The organism is Micromonospora sp. NBC_00389 (assembly GCF_036059255.1).
Taxonomy (GTDB): domain Bacteria; phylum Actinomycetota; class Actinomycetes; order Mycobacteriales; family Micromonosporaceae; genus Micromonospora.
In genome coordinates this window covers 1,148,157-1,161,147 of record NZ_CP107947.1, presented here as the reverse complement: position 1 = coordinate 1,161,147, position 12,991 = coordinate 1,148,157, and the positions used below count along the sequence as shown (strand labels likewise).

Below are 12,991 nucleotides of genomic sequence, written 5' to 3'. Positions count from 1 at the left end.
ATACCGGTTCGGCGTCGGAACCTACGGTCCTGTACCCTCGTCGGCGGTGGCGTGTCCGAGCGGCCTAAGGAGCACGCCTCGAAAGCGTGTGAGGGTTAACGCCCTCCGAGGGTTCAAATCCCTCCGCCACCGCTCCTAAAGTGCGAAAACGCCCGGTCGATCCGCGAGGATCAACCGGGCGTTCCGCATTTGACGGCCGTCCCCAGAGCAGCCCGCTGAAGCGTTGCGCGGCTGTGCCCTTGCTTGTGTGTTGACGGGTTGCTTGACTCGCCGCATGACAAAGCGTCGGGCGGGGATCGCGCTTGGTGGTGGACTTGTCGCCGCCGGAGTGGCCGTGACCATCACAGCTGTCTTCGTTGCGCCGTTCGCGATCGCCATCGGCAGCCTGCTCGCCGTGTTCGGTGGCAGCATCCTGGGGAGGGCGATCGGGATGGGCAGGTCAGCACAGCCTGAATGACGGGCGTTCTACGTCAGAGCTGCTGCTGGCCGCCGTCGACGAAGATCTCGCCGCCGGTCATGTAGCTGCTCTGGTCGGAGGCGAGGAAGAGCGCGGCGTTGGCGATCTCGTCCGGTTGGGCCATCCGGCGCATGGGCACGCCCGAGGCGATGGCCTGCAGCAACCCGGGGGCCTCCTCCGGGCTGGGCGCGAGGCCGGCGACGCCCGGGGTCTCGGTCGGGCCGGGGATCAGGGTGTTGACCCGGATGTTCCGGCCGACCAGCTCGGCGGCCCAGGTGCGGCCGAACGAGCGGATCGCGGCCTTGGACGCGGCGTAGACGCTGAACGCCGGGGTGCCGTTGACCGCGGCCGTCGAGCCGGACAGCACGACCGAGGCACCCTCGTTGAGCAGGGGCAGGGCCTTCTGCACGGTGAACAGGGTGCCGCGGACGTTGCTGTCGAAGGTGCTTGCGAAGTGCTCGACCGTGATCGAGCCCAGCGGGAGGAACTCCCCGCCGCCGGCGTTCGCGAACACCACGTCCAGCCCTGCGCCCCGGGCCTGGATCGCCTGCATCACCCGGTCCAGGTCGTCGAGGTTGCTCACGTCGCTGGCGACACCGGCGGCGTTGGCGCCGATGCTCGCCACGGCCTCGTCCAGCAGGCCCTGGCGCCGTCCGGTGACGATGACGTACGCGCCTTCGGCGGCGAAGCGGCGGGCGGCGGCCAGGCCGATGCCGGTGGTGCCCCCGGTGACGAGGGCGGTCTTGCCGTCAAGCTGTCCCACGATTGGTCTCCTACTGTTTGCGGTGCGGTTGTCCTGCCGGCTGTTGTGCCAGCGGGTGGTCAGTGGGTTGCGGGGGTGGAGGCGAAGGTCGGCAGGAGCGTGGCCAGGTCGCGCCACTGCGGCAGGGGCAGCGCCGGCCGATCCGGAACGTCGGGCCGCAGCACGTGGAGGGCGACGTGGTCCGCGCCCGCGTCCAGGTGCTCCCGGATGCGCGTGGCCACCGTGTCCAGGTCGCCCCAGGCGACGAGGGCGTCGATCAGGCGGTCACTGCCAACGGGGACGAGGTCGTCGTCGGTGAACCCCAGGCGTGCCAGGTTGGCCCGGTACGCCGGAAAGCCGATGAACATCCCGATCCCCGCCCGAGCGGCGGCACGGGCCCGGTCCGGGTCCTCGTCGAGGACGACAGCGAGGTGCGGCGCGACCAGCGGCTGCGCCCCGACGCGTTCGCGCTGCGCCGCGGTGTAGCTCGGGGTCACGAGAAACGGATGCCAACCGGCCGTTCGGTCGGCTGCCAGGTCCGCCATCCTCGGCCCGAGCGCGCCGAGGATGCGCCGGTCGGCGGGAACCGGCCGGGGCGCGGCGTCGAGGGCGTCCAGCCAGCGGCCCATCGACTCCACCGGCCGGCCGTAGTCCTGCCCCGCCCGGGCGGCGGAGTGGGCGTTGCTCACCCCGAAGCCGAGAACCGTCCGAGGCCCGTGCCCGGCGTCCAGCGCGGCCAACCGGTCACCCAGAACCACCGGGTCCTGGCCCCAGATCGCCAGCACACCCAGCGCGACCGTGGTGTGCGACGCGGCCCCCAGCAGGTGCTCGACGTCGTCGACGGCCCCGCCGCCGTCGAGGCCGGGCACCCACAGGGCCCGGAAGCCCCGCTCGTCGAGCTCGGTCGCCGCGTCCCGGACGGCCGGGTCGGCGGCGCCACGCAGCTCCATGCTCCAGAGCCCGACCGCAGGCAGCGGAGTGTTGAGTCGAGTCGCCACACCATCCTCCAATAATTCTGTACCGATCGGTACGCATCTGACGGTAGCAACCGACGACCCGGTCCGCAAATTTCTGTACCGATCGGTTGGGCCGCGGGTAACATGGATGCGGAGGTGGTGGGTGTGCCGCAGCGAGGACGACCACGGGGTTTCGACCCCGATGAGGCGCTGGAGCGCGCGACGGAGGTGTTCTGGCGACAGGGGTACGAGGGCGCCTCGGTGAGCGACCTCACCGCCGCCATGGGCATCAACAAGCCCAGCCTCTACGCCGCCTACGGCAGCAAGGAGGAGCTGTTCCGCAAGGCCGTGGCCCGCTACGCCGAACAGGACATGGAGTACGCGCGCAACGCCCTCGCCCAACCCAGCGCATACCAGGTCGTCGCCGCCCTGCTGCGCGACAACGTGCTCGCCGTGACCCGCCCCGACCGTCCGGCCGGTTGCCTGTCGATCCAGGGCGGCACCGCCTGCTCCACCGAGAACACACCGGTCGCCGGGTTCCTCGCCGCCAGCCGCCTGGCCGGTGAACGCGCGCTCGCCGACCGGTTCACCCGGGCCGTCGCCGACGGCGACCTACCCGCCCACGCCGACCCGGCCGCACTCGCCCGCTTCGTCATGATCGTCACCGAAGGCCAGTCGGTACACGCCGCCGCCGGGGTCACCCGAGGCGACCTGCAACAGGCGGCGCAGATCGCGCTCGCCGGTTTTGCCGCCGCGTCCGGGGCGCGGCTGCCTGAGCACGCCACCGAAGTGGCGTGAGCTGGGCCGCAGGACATCCGTCGCGCGCTACCGTCGCCGTACTCCCGAACTGAGCGCACGGACCGTGCCAGCTACCCCTAAGCTTGCCCGACACATGGATCTTGGTCATCGGGTTGGGGAGGTGGAAACGTGCGCGTCAAGCAGATCGCACGTCTCATGGTCGCGGCGATCGGCGCCACATTCGTCGTCGTACCGTCGCTGAGTCCCGGCGTGGCGCACGCGGACAGCGCGGTCGGGCTCGGCATCGAGACGTACGCGCAGATGGTCGTCGACTCGGCGCGCAGCCAGCTGTTCTTCAGCCCCGGGCGCGGGGGGTCGGGCGTGCGGGTGACGGACCTGTCGGGCGGGTCGCAGGCGACGATCCCGGACCTGCCGGACGCCAGCGGCATGGCGCTGAGCCCGGACGGCTCGACGCTGCACGTAGCCCTCATCGAGGCGGGCGCCATCGCCGCGATCGACACCACGACGCGGACCGAGACCCGTCGCTACAACATCGGAGCCAGCACCTGTCCCACCTGGGTGGCACCGGCCGGGGGGAAGCTCTACTTCGGCTACGGATGCACGTTCTCAAAGGGCAAGCTGGGCTCGCTCGACGTGCGCGGCGAGACGCCGGTCCTGGCCTTGGATCTGCCGCTCGGCGACGTCTTCGCCTACCCTCCCTTGCTCCGGAGCAGCCCGGCCAAACCGAATCTCCTGCTCGCGGTGAACCAATCCGGCATCGCGACCTCCTACTCGAGCAGAGCGACCCTGTTCGACGTCTCCTCCGGAACGCCGTCGATCACGGTGGCTCTGCCGTGGGACACCTGCGGGGGCCTCGGGGACGCCGCGCTGACGGTCGACGCGAGCACGGCGATCCTGGCCTGTGGTCTCCTGGAGAACCGGTCGGTGATCGCGACGCATCACGTTGCCTTCTCGACGACGGACTTCTCGCCAGCCGGCGTGTTGCCGTCCGCGTCGTACCCCAACGCCGTGACGACGTCCCCGAATGGTGCCCTCGTCGTCGTTGGTTCCAGCAACGGATCAGATTGGGAGAGGACGTCGAGCATCCACGTCGAGCGGCCCGACGGGACCTTGCTGCAGCGGTACGACTTCCCCCAGGACACCTACCTCGTACGGCAGGGCCTCGCGGTCAGTGCCGACAGCAGGACTCTCTACGCCGTCACCCGTGAACCGGGCGGGCAGCACCTGACCCTGCGTCTGATGACGGACCTTCTCCTGCCGCGATCCTCGCTCACGCTCTCCGCGCCGTCGACGGTCGGACGCGGGGGGAAGGTCCTGGTCACCGGCAGTCTGGCGTTCACCGATGCCCCCGTGTCGGCGCCACGGCAGCTGCAGGTGGTGCGGCAGGACCAGAACGGCACCCACGTCCTGCCCAACGTCAGCACCACCGAGACCGGGGCGTTCTTCGTCTCCGACATACCGCGGGCGACCGGGGCGAACACCTACACCGTCACCTTCCCCGGCGACACCGCGCACCTGGGCTCGAGCCGGTCCGTGACCGTGCAGGTCGCCGCCCGGCCGAGGTTGTGACAACGCGCGCACCTGGCCGGGCGTTCACCGGCTGAGCAGCTCCGCCACCCCGTCGAGCAACCGTTGGAGGCCGAACTCGAACAGGCTGTCGACATTGAGGTCGACCGGCGACCGGGCGAGCCGGGCCAGGTGCGGGAACTCACCCGCCGCGAGCAGCCCGGTCAACACGTCGGCCTGGGCCACCATCCACTCGTCGTCGGTGAGGCCGGTGTCCTGCTCCGCCTCAGCCTCCCGCTCCAGGTTCACCGCGGTGCCGCGGACGTGGTTGGCCAGGGCGGCTGCCAGGTGGAGCTGGGTGTGCTGGTCCAGGCCGTGCCCGGCGAGGGCGCGCAGGGCCCATTCGGTGTGCGCGACGGCGTGCGGCGCCATCAGCGGGCGGGTCAGCGAGACGACCTGGGCCAGCCAGGGATGCCGCCGGTACATCGACCACTGGAGCCGGCAGAGCAGCTCCAACTGGTCCCGCCAGCCCGGAGGGAACGTGCGGGGCAGCCGGTGGGCGGCGAAGGCCGCGTCCGCCATCAGCAGCAGAAGCTGCTCCTTGCCGCGGACCTGCCGGTACAGCGACATGGTCGGCACGTCCAACTCGGTCGCGATGCGCCGCATGCTCAGCGCCGGCAACCCCTCGGCGTCGGCGATCTCGGTGGCGGTCCGCACCACCTGGTCGCGGGTCACCCCTCGGGCGGTACCCCGCCGGGTGTCGGCGCGGGCGCCCCGAACGGCCGGCGGCGGCTCCGGGCCGGTCACCACCATGCCCACGCCGGGCAGCGCCCGAACCAGGTTCTCCTGTCGGAGCGCGGTGAGGGCCCGGCTGGCGGTCGCCATGGCGACCCCCCACTCGCGGACGATCTGCCGGGTGGACGGCAGCCGGTCGCCGGGGCCGAGCTCGCCCGCCGCGATGCGCCGCCGCAGCTCCCCGACGATGCGCAGATACGGGGGTGTCGACTCGTCGATCTCCGTCACGGTCGCCCTCCCGCCGGTCGAGGTGTGACCGTAGCGCACTAGAGCGCCGGTCGCCGTCCCCGATGGTCGCCACGTCGCCACGTCGGTGGTCGTCCATCGTGGTGGCTCGGCGTACTAGAGCTCCCTGGTCGACTGGTTGCCGGGCCGGCATGCTCGCCGCAGCACGGTGCGTACGCCGTACCGGCTTCGACGAATGGGGGAAACATGACCAGCATCCCGTACCCCGGATCGGGTTCTGTGCGGCGGCGGCCCACCCGCCGGGTCCGGTCCCGGGTGGCCCGGTGGGTCGCCGCGCTGGGTGCCGTGGCGCTGCTCGCTCCGACGGTGGCCGCCGGCTCGGGCGCCTCGGCGGCCACTGGCCGGAGTACGGCCGTCGTGCGGACCGACCAGGGCGCGGTCCGTGGGACCGTCGCGGCGGACCACCGCTCTTTCCAGGGCATCCCGTACGCCCGCCCGCCGTTGGGCGCGCTGCGCTGGGCCCCGCCGCAACCGGGTCCGGTGTGGACCGGCGTGCGGGACGCGAGCCGCCCGGGTGACGCCTGCGCCCAACTCAAGGGGCTGCCGATGGACGAGCCCTCGGAGTCCGAGGACTGCCTCTACCTCAACGTCACCACGCCGCGCACCTCCGCTCGGACGCCCCGACCGGTGCTGGTGTGGCTGCACGGCGGCGACTTCCGGTTCGGCAGGGGAGACGTGTACGGCGGGCAACGCCTGGCGACCGGCGGTGACGTCATCGTCGTCACGGTGAACTACCGGCTCGGTGCGCTCGGCTTCCTGGCGCATCCGGCGTTGGCCGACGCGGGCCGGTCCGTCGGCAACTACGGCCTCCAGGACCAGCAGACGGCGCTGCGGTGGGTACGGCGCAACGCGGCGGCCTTCGGCGGCGACCCCGGCAACGTCACCCTGTTCGGCCAGTCCGCCGGCGCGACCAGCGTCTGCGCACAGCTTGCGTCGCCGGCCACCGTCGGCCTGTTCCACCGGGCGATCATGCAGAGCAACTCGTGCGCCAACCCGGTGCGGACCCGGGCCGAGGCCGCCGCGGCGGCCGAGGAGTTCGCGCGCGGGGTCGGCTGCGCCGATCCGGGTACGGTCGCCGCCTGCCTGCGCGGGCGTGACCCCGCCCGGCTGATCGAGGCGGCCGGTTATCCGGGCGCGGGTGTCGACCTCGGCCCGGTCGTCGACGGCCGCACGCTGCCGGTGGACCCGGCCGACGCGCTGGCCACCGGGCGACTGCACCCGGTGCCGGTGTTGACCGGGATGAACCGGAACGAGTCCACGCTCCTGGTGTGGGGGATGGAACGCAGTGGGATGAACTGCCCGGCGGCGCCTGAGCCGGGGCAGCAGCCCGAGTCGTGCCCGCTGACCGACGAGCAGTACCGCGAGCAGGTGCGGGCCGCCTTCGGTGACCGGGCGGAGGACGTGCTGGCCCGCTATCCCCGCGACGACGCGCACGTCGCCAGCGAGACGTTGGCTGCCGTGCTCACCGATCACGACTACGCCGAGCCGGTCTACTCCGCCGCGCTGCAGTTCGCCCGTCGAGTGCCGACGTACGTCTACGAGTTCGCCGACGAGGATGCGCCGTTCTTCACCGACGGGCCCGAGTCGACCTTCCCCACCGGCGCGTACCACTGCGCGGAGCTGCCGTACCTGTTCACCGTCGACTACGCCGAGACGCTCACACCGACTCAGCGGCGGCTCTCCGACGAGATGGTCCGGGCCTGGAGTGACTTCGCCCGGGTGGGCCGGGTGGACTGGCCCCGACTGCGCAGCGGATCGCCGTACGTGCGGGTGCTGGCCGGTGGCGGTGGCTCCGGTACGACGGATTTCGCGGCGGCCCACTCGTACGACTTCTGGCGGTCGTTGCGCGGCTGACGCCGTCGCTGGCCTGGCGGGATGAGCGGACCGGTCCCACCCCGACCGGTCCGCTCATCCGATGCGTGCGTCGTCTCCACCATCGACAGGGGACACACGCACGCTCGCGCCCCGGATCCGCTTCAGCAGGGGCCGGCGCCCTTGTCGAAGAGGCGGCGGGCCCAGTCGGCGTACCCGGCGATGGTCTTCCGGACGGTGCGCCCGTCGTGCAGGAAGAGGTACGCGCGGTCTCCGCTGCGGGCGAGCAGCCCGTCGAACCGGTACGTCCCCTGTGGAGCATGCAGCCGGGTGACCGACGGATAGCGGGACCACACCTGGTCGACCGGTGAGCCCACGGTGATGCCCTCTGGTGTCCGCATCGGGTCGCCGACCCAGAGCAGCACCAGTTTGTCCTCGGCGAAGACAGGGCTGACCGTGTCGTGGCCGGCGAGCATCGGCCCGCAGGCGTCCATGTCGGTACGCAGGATGCCCCGGCGAGTCAGCTCGTCCTCGGTGTCACCGAACTCGATGTTGCGCAGGCCGTTCAGGTCGATGATCTCCACCCTGCCGGCGGGCCGGCCGTCCGGGATCGGCCCGGTTGGCGGCACGCCGCTGCCGGCGATCGAGGCAGCCGTCAGCAGCATGGCAATAAACGCAAATTGTCGCGATTTCATGGAATCCCCCAGTCCCCAACGGGACCGAGGCGTTCAGGTTGCTGCCAGTCGACGGATTACTGGTTTTCCCACTGCTCGACCAGCTCATCCCAGTAGTCGGCGCTGAGTCGCCGCCGCCCGTGCGCCAGCCAGCCGTCGGTGTTCCGCTCCAGGTGCAACCCCAACTCGGCGAACGGGTCGATCCACGTGCCTGGCTCGACGCCGAGCCGGGTGAGCGCCATGTTGATCGGCCACTCCTCGCGCGGCGCGTCGAGCACGTCGTCGAACGATGGACCCCAGGACAGCGCGCCACCCTGCCACACCGCGGCCGACTGGTAGCCGGCGCCGCCGCCGAACTCCGCCTCCAGGTACGCGACCGGCCCCGGCTGCGACCAGCGGGCCAGCAGCTCTGCCAGTGTCGGCGACAGGACCAGGCCGAACGGACGCTCGGCACTCCGGTCGTCCACCGCGAAATCCGGCAGCGACCCGGTCAGCTCCACCACCAACTGCGGGGTGACGGGCAGCAGCGCGAAGTCCTGGCGTAGCTCGCCGAGGACCGCGTGATCCAGCTCGGCGGTCTCCTCGCGGAGCAGTTCCGCGTCCGCGACCACCGCGCTGAGCTGGTAACCCATCGAACCCTCCGCCGTCCACAGCCTGTGGATAGAACATGTGTACGACGGCTTCCGGCCGGCCCGGCGTCGATCCCCGGACCGTACCCGTTATACGGTCCTGTGCCATGGCTGATCGACTGACCGTCCCCGGTATGCCGTCTCCGCTCGCGCCCTCGTCCGCGGGGCTCTGGCGGGTCGATGAGGCGACCGGCGCCGTGACGGTGTCGGCGCAGCCGCACACGGACATCTTCATCGACCCGAGTGGCGGCCTCGTCAACGCGGGCGAGAACGCCGCGCCGAGCCCGGAGCCCGTCCTCAACGCGGCGACGCTGCTCGGCGACCTGCCGCCGGAGCGCGACTTCCAGTTCAGCGCCCGGGTCACCGTGGCCTTCGCCTCGACCTTCGACGCCGGGGTGCTCATGCTCTGGCGCGACGAGCGGTGCTGGGGCAAGCTGTGCTTCGAGTTCTCACCCGAGGGTGAGCCCATGATCGTGTCCGTCATCTGCCGGGGCGTCGCCGACGACGCGAACTCCTTCGTCGTGGCCGACCGGTCGGTGTGGCTGCGCGTCTCGCGAATCGGCCGGGTCTACGCGTACCACGCCTCACTCGACGGCAGGACCTGGCAGTTGATCCGCGTGTTCAGTTTCGATGGCGAGACGTCCCGCGACCGGATCGGCTTCGCGGGCCAGTCACCGACCGGCGACGGGTGCAGCGCGACCTTCGACGAGATCCACTTCCGGCCCGAACGTCTCGCCGATCTCCGCGACGGTTCCTGACACACCCGCTGTCCACAGCCTGTGGATAGAACATGTGTACGACGGATTCCGGACCGGCCGGCGTCGATCCGCAGGACCGTGCCGCCCGGGCGGCGAGGGCACCCGCCGCAGCCACCGCTGGGGCAGAATCTGCCGCTGGTGGGGAGGTGCGATGAGCTGGGGTACGGCAAGGGTGCTGACCGATCGCGACGCCGGCCGCTATCTCGGCGGGGTGCTGGTGTCCGGCTTCGGCACCGCGGCGATGTTGCTGGTGGCCGGCATCTGGGTGAAGGAGCTGAGCGGGTCGAGCAGCCTCGCTGCCCTGGTGACCCTGGGGGTGTGGGCGCCCACCCTGCTCGGGCCGCTGCTCGGGCTGCTCGCCGACCGGTTCCGCCGCCGGCCGCTGCTGATCGTCCTGCACGCGGTGATGGCGGGGTTGCTGCCGGTGCTGCTGCTGGTCGACTCGGCCACCCGGGTCTGGTTGATCTTCGCGGTGATGACCGCGTACGGGATCACCTTCGTGCTGACCGACGCGGCCGAGGCCGCGCTGGTGCCGGCGGTGGTGCCCGGCCCGCTGCTCGGCGACTTCAACGGGCTCCGGACCACGATCAACGAGGGAATGAAGCTGCTCGCCCCGCTGGCCGGGGCGGGGCTGTTCGCCGCGTACGGCGCGCACCCCGTGGTGCTGCTGGACGCGGCCACCTTCGTACTGGCCGGGCTCGTCTTCTGGTCGCTGCGGGTCCGGGAGCAGCCGCCCGGGCGTCCCGAGCGCTGGACGAGACAGCTCGCCGACGGGTGGGGGCACCTGCGCCGGCATCGTGCGCTGCGGCACATCGTCGGCTGCGCCGCGCTCACCATGGTGCTGATGGGGCTCAACGGCGCCGTCGCGTACGCCGTGGTGGACGCCGGCCTGGGCCGGCCGCCGGAGTTCAACGGCGTGCTCGCCACCGTTCAGGGCGTCGGGTCGCTCATTGGCGGCCTGGCCGCCGGATCGCTGCTGCGCCGCTTCGGTGACCGGCGGGTGGTGGCCGGGGCGGTCGCCGTCTTCGCCGTCGGGCTGGCCCTGCGCGCCACGACCTCGGTCGGGCTGGTGGTCGCCGGCGGGCTGGCGGTGGGGCTCGGTGTGCCGCTGGTGCTGGTCACCGTCTGGACGGCAGTCCAGCGGGAGACGCCGAGCGAGCTGGTCGGCCGGGTGGCGTCCACGGTCAACACGCTGACCTTCGGGCCGTCCACCGTGGCCCTGCTGGCCGGCGCGAGCCTGCTTGAACTCCTCGACCACCGCCTGATCCTGCTGACCGCCGCGGTCGCCGCCGTCCCCCTGGCCCTCTGGTCCCTACGCACCCCGCCGGTCCCGCCGAGCCGACCGGACGAGCCGGTCTCGGTCAGGCCCGCAGAGCGAGCCGGGTGACGAACGCGCGCCAGGCCGCTGGGGTGAAGGTGAGCGCGGGCCCGGTCGGGTCCTTCGAGTCCCGCACGCCGACCACGCCGGGCAGGTTGTCGGCGACCTCGACACAGTTGCCGCCGTTGCCGCTGCTGCGGCTGCTCTTGCGCCACCGGGCGCCGTTCAGCTCCATGTCTCCGCCACTTCCGTGATTAGATCGACCGACTGCCAGTGGGACAACGCCTCGCCGCGCACGTTCTCCCACGCCGCCATCATGGCCGCGATGTCCTCCGGGTCGCTAGCGAGATGTCCCTGGAGTTGGTTGTCCAGATAACCAGCGACCCGGTGATCGTGGCTGTGGGCGATCACGAACGGTCCATTGAGGCCGGCATAGGCGCCGACGGTGGCGGGCACGACGTGCACCCGGACGTGCGGCTCGGCGCAGGCCGCGACCACGGCCAGCAGTTGCTCGCGCATGGTCGACCGACCACCCACCGGCCGGTGGAGGATGGCCTCATCGATCACCGCCGTGAACTGTGGCGGATCGTCCCGCTTGAGCAGGCCCTGCCGGCCCAGCCGGGCCGTGAGATGCCGCTCGATGTCGCCCCGGGGGATCAGGCCCGCGCCACTGAGCACCGCGCGGGCGTACGCCTCGGTCTGGAGCAGCCCCGGCAGCACCACTGACTCGTAGGACCGCAATGACACCGCCTCGCGCTCGATTTCCTGCCAGGGACGGAACCAAATCGGGTCCCGACGTCTTGAAGTGTCCGGCCAGATGTCCGACACGTCCTTATGGAGGGCCTCCGCTGCCGCGAACCGATGCCGAGGATGCGGGATGCGGCCCTCGCTCAGCCAGCGCGCCACGGTCTTCGGGTCGACGCCGACGGTCTCGGCGAGGGATTCGGTGGTGTGCCCGGTGTCGCTGAGCGCCACCCGAAGCGCGTCGTTCACGGCCCCTCCATCGGATGTCTCGAATATCTGCTGACCATATCGCTACGCGGTGTATCTGTCTGGTGACGCGCGCGAGGGTGATCCGCAGAAGACGGCGCGGCCGGTGGAGGCGAAAGAGTCCGGCGGTCGGCGTCAGTCAGGGGGCCGCCCGGGCGCGGAGGCCGGGTGGCCCCCTTCCACCGCGAAGGAGGCCCGGCCAATGCCCCGCCGCCACCGGGATCATCTACCGACCCGTCCCACCTGGCGTTGCCAGTCGTGCGGCATCGCCTGGCCCTGCTCGGCGGCCAAGTTGCGGCTGCTCGCCGAGTACCGGCGCGACCGGGTGGCGTTGCTGGTCTACCTGGCGACGCTCCAGTCGGAGGCCGGCGAACAGCTCGCCGGCCTGGACCCGGCCCGGCTGACCGACCGCTTCCTCTCCTGGGCTCGCGCCCGCGGGTGACGGGTGTCAGGGACGCCAGATCACGACGTCGATGCCTCGTCTGCGCTCGGAAAAGCGACCATCTCGCGCCGCTTCGGACAGGAGGCGACGCAGGTCCGCCTCGAAAGCGGGGAGTCGATCGGCGAACAGGTGTGGTGCCGAGCTGGACAGCGAGAACACCGCGGAGGCGATCTCGTCGACACCGCGTTCCACGACCATCCCCTGGTCGACCGTGATGCGGGTTGGGCCGGTGAAGCCGGCCTGCCGCATGATCTCCTCCTCCCCGCCGGGGGTGCCGGAGGGCAGCCACCCCTGTCCGGCCCGGCGGACCGGTCCCAGGTAGCTGGCGACCAGGTCGTCGATCTGCTGCCACGGAGGCCGGGGGTACGGCAGCAGGTCGTCCCCGGTCACGCCCTGGTGCGTGTTGGTGCCGACGTGGACCCAGGCCCCGCCCGGCGCGAGCATGTCGCGGACGCGACGGGTCACGAGGGGCCGATCCATCCAGTGGAACGACTGGGCGAACGTGGCCACCCGGAACGTGCCCAGGTCGGCCGGCAGAGCCTCGGCGCGTAGGTGCCGCCACTCGACGTTGGTGACCCCGACCTCGCTGGCCCTGCGCCGCGCCTCGTTGATCATGCCCTGGTCGGCGTCGACTCCCACTGCTGCCTCGACCAGGGGCGCGAACAGGAGCGTCACCGATCCGGGTCCGCAGCCGACATCCAGGAGTCGGCCGGTGCCGTCGAGTCCGAGTTCCTTGCCGACAGCCTCGGCGAGGCTGGGCGGGTAGGGCATGCGCCCGACGCTGTAATGGCTGGCGCTGCCCGCGTACAACGTCTCGTCCCACTCCCACGCCGTGTCAGCCACGACGTCGATGAGACCACAAGATCAACGCCCGGCGGACCGATTATGGTCTGCCGGGCGTTTCTGC

15 protein-coding genes and 1 tRNA gene are annotated in these 12,991 nt (G+C 71.5%); 8 read left to right on the top strand and 8 right to left on the bottom strand.

Annotation, left to right across the window (positions count from 1 at the left end; all coding sequences use genetic code 11):
* The first annotated feature begins 45 nt into the window (after positions 1-45).
* Positions 46-132, top strand: a tRNA-Ser gene (locus OG470_RS05500).
* A 202-nt stretch (positions 133-334) separates the two neighbouring features.
* Complete coding sequence (locus OG470_RS05495) at positions 335-457, top strand: hypothetical protein (protein ID WP_328421416.1); 123 nt, start codon at positions 335-337, stop codon at positions 455-457.
* A 13-nt stretch (positions 458-470) separates the two neighbouring features.
* Here the strand turns inward: OG470_RS05495 and OG470_RS05490 are convergent, their stop codons facing one another.
* Entirely contained in the window at positions 471-1,220 is a 750-nt protein-coding gene (locus OG470_RS05490) for an SDR family oxidoreductase (RefSeq protein WP_328421414.1), read from the bottom strand.
* A gap of 59 nt (positions 1,221-1,279) precedes the next feature.
* Positions 1,280-2,197 carry a TIGR03620 family F420-dependent LLM class oxidoreductase gene (locus OG470_RS05485; protein ID WP_328421412.1) on the bottom strand — a complete coding sequence of 306 codons (918 nt, stop codon included), beginning with the start codon at positions 2,195-2,197 and terminating at the stop codon, positions 1,280-1,282.
* A 123-nt stretch (positions 2,198-2,320) separates the two neighbouring features.
* Here OG470_RS05485 and OG470_RS05480 point away from each other — a divergent pair, with 123 nt between their 5' ends.
* Both OG470_RS05480 and OG470_RS05475 read left to right on the top strand, forming a co-directional pair.
* Entirely contained in the window at positions 2,321-2,953 is a 633-nt protein-coding gene (locus OG470_RS05480) for a TetR/AcrR family transcriptional regulator (protein WP_328421410.1), read from the top strand.
* A 129-nt stretch (positions 2,954-3,082) separates the two neighbouring features.
* Positions 3,083-4,483, top strand: coding sequence for a YncE family protein (locus OG470_RS05475; RefSeq protein ID WP_328421408.1), 1,401 nt, complete (start codon positions 3,083-3,085; stop codon positions 4,481-4,483).
* Between the two features lie 24 nt (positions 4,484-4,507).
* Here the strand turns inward: OG470_RS05475 and OG470_RS05470 are convergent, their stop codons facing one another.
* Complete coding sequence (locus OG470_RS05470; RefSeq protein WP_328421406.1) at positions 4,508-5,443, bottom strand: TetR/AcrR family transcriptional regulator C-terminal domain-containing protein; 936 nt, start codon at positions 5,441-5,443, stop codon at positions 4,508-4,510.
* A gap of 204 nt (positions 5,444-5,647) precedes the next feature.
* Between OG470_RS05470 and OG470_RS05465 the strand changes: the two genes are divergently transcribed.
* The gene (locus OG470_RS05465) at positions 5,648-7,315 is read left to right on the top strand and encodes a carboxylesterase/lipase family protein (protein WP_328421404.1); all 1,668 of its coding nucleotides are present in this window, start codon (positions 5,648-5,650) and stop codon (positions 7,313-7,315) included.
* Positions 7,316-7,437: 122 nt separating this feature from the next.
* On the opposite strand, the gene OG470_RS05460 is transcribed toward OG470_RS05465, so the two are convergent.
* A complete protein-coding gene (locus tag OG470_RS05460) occupies positions 7,438-7,932 on the bottom strand; it encodes a hypothetical protein (protein ID WP_442931179.1) in 495 nt (164 codons plus the stop codon).
* 92 nt (positions 7,933-8,024) lie between these two features.
* Entirely contained in the window at positions 8,025-8,579 is a 555-nt protein-coding gene (locus tag OG470_RS05455) for a hypothetical protein (RefSeq protein WP_328421400.1), read from the bottom strand.
* Between the two features lie 104 nt (positions 8,580-8,683).
* On the opposite strand from OG470_RS05455, the gene OG470_RS05450 reads away from it, so the two are divergent.
* Together OG470_RS05450 and OG470_RS05445 are read left to right on the top strand one after the other, a co-directional pair.
* Complete coding sequence (locus OG470_RS05450; RefSeq protein WP_328421398.1) at positions 8,684-9,334, top strand: DUF1349 domain-containing protein; 651 nt, start codon at positions 8,684-8,686, stop codon at positions 9,332-9,334.
* Positions 9,335-9,485: 151 nt separating this feature from the next.
* Positions 9,486-10,721: an MFS transporter gene (locus tag OG470_RS05445; RefSeq protein ID WP_328421396.1), complete on the top strand. Its 1,236-nt coding sequence runs from the start codon at positions 9,486-9,488 to the stop codon at positions 10,719-10,721.
* Here OG470_RS05445 and OG470_RS05440 read toward each other — a convergent pair.
* On the bottom strand, positions 10,696-10,887 hold the full coding sequence (locus tag OG470_RS05440; RefSeq protein WP_328421395.1) for a DUF397 domain-containing protein: 192 nt from the start codon (positions 10,885-10,887) through the stop codon (positions 10,696-10,698). The two genes, OG470_RS05445 and OG470_RS05440, sit on opposite strands and share 26 nt — an antisense overlap.
* On the bottom strand, positions 10,878-11,645 hold the full coding sequence (locus OG470_RS05435) for a helix-turn-helix domain-containing protein (protein WP_328421393.1): 768 nt from the start codon (positions 11,643-11,645) through the stop codon (positions 10,878-10,880). Before OG470_RS05435 ends, OG470_RS05440 begins: the two co-directional genes overlap by 10 nt.
* Positions 11,646-11,844: 199 nt before the next feature.
* On the opposite strand from OG470_RS05435, the gene OG470_RS05430 reads away from it, so the two are divergent.
* Positions 11,845-12,084 carry a flavin reductase gene (locus OG470_RS05430; protein ID WP_328421391.1) on the top strand — a complete coding sequence of 80 codons (240 nt, stop codon included), beginning with the start codon at positions 11,845-11,847 and terminating at the stop codon, positions 12,082-12,084.
* 6 nt (positions 12,085-12,090) lie between these two features.
* Here the strand turns inward: OG470_RS05430 and OG470_RS05425 are convergent, their stop codons facing one another.
* Positions 12,091-12,927 (bottom strand): class I SAM-dependent methyltransferase, encoded by an 837-nt coding sequence (locus OG470_RS05425; RefSeq protein WP_328421389.1) that lies wholly within the window; start codon positions 12,925-12,927, stop codon positions 12,091-12,093.
* Between the last annotated feature and the right edge of the window lie 64 nt (positions 12,928-12,991).